Below are 446 nucleotides of genomic sequence, written 5' to 3'. Positions count from 1 at the left end.
AATCCGACAAGCGATTTTGCGGCTGACGCGGCTGAAACGCCCGTTAAATCATAAATAGTCGGGTCTTCGGTATTATAATAAATCGCCCTTTCAAACGCGTTAAGCGCGTCGTTGTGCATATTTTTGTCAGCGAGCCTTATCGCCAGTATTTTCCAGTAAACTCCGGTTTGAGCGCCTTCCCTTACGTTCCTTTCGATCTGATCTTCATATAACGCGATTGCCTTTCTTAAACCGTCAATGGTTTCAGGCGGACCGCCTTTCGGACTTAATTCCCCGATGCGCTTGACCAATTCCCTATGGGTTTTTGTGTTTACGCGCTTATACACAAAATAAAACACCGTACCTATCATGGCAAAAACAAGGAAAGCCTTTATAATTTCTTATAGTCTTTTCAAATAATATCTACATACAGTCTTATATAATATTGAAAGATAACGACGGTTATT

1 pseudogene is annotated in these 446 nt (G+C 41.3%); it reads right to left on the bottom strand.

Annotated features, from left to right (window positions below):
- Positions 1-326: pseudogene (locus ACYVRA_RS09075) on the bottom strand (tetratricopeptide repeat protein); the annotation flags it as partial.
- Positions 327-446: the final 120 nt, after the last annotated feature.

The sequence above is a fragment of the Treponema sp. R8-4-B8 genome, assembly GCF_054786175.1.
The sequence above is the reverse complement of the archived record's forward strand: the minus strand, read 5'-3'. Positions and strand labels throughout refer to the sequence as shown.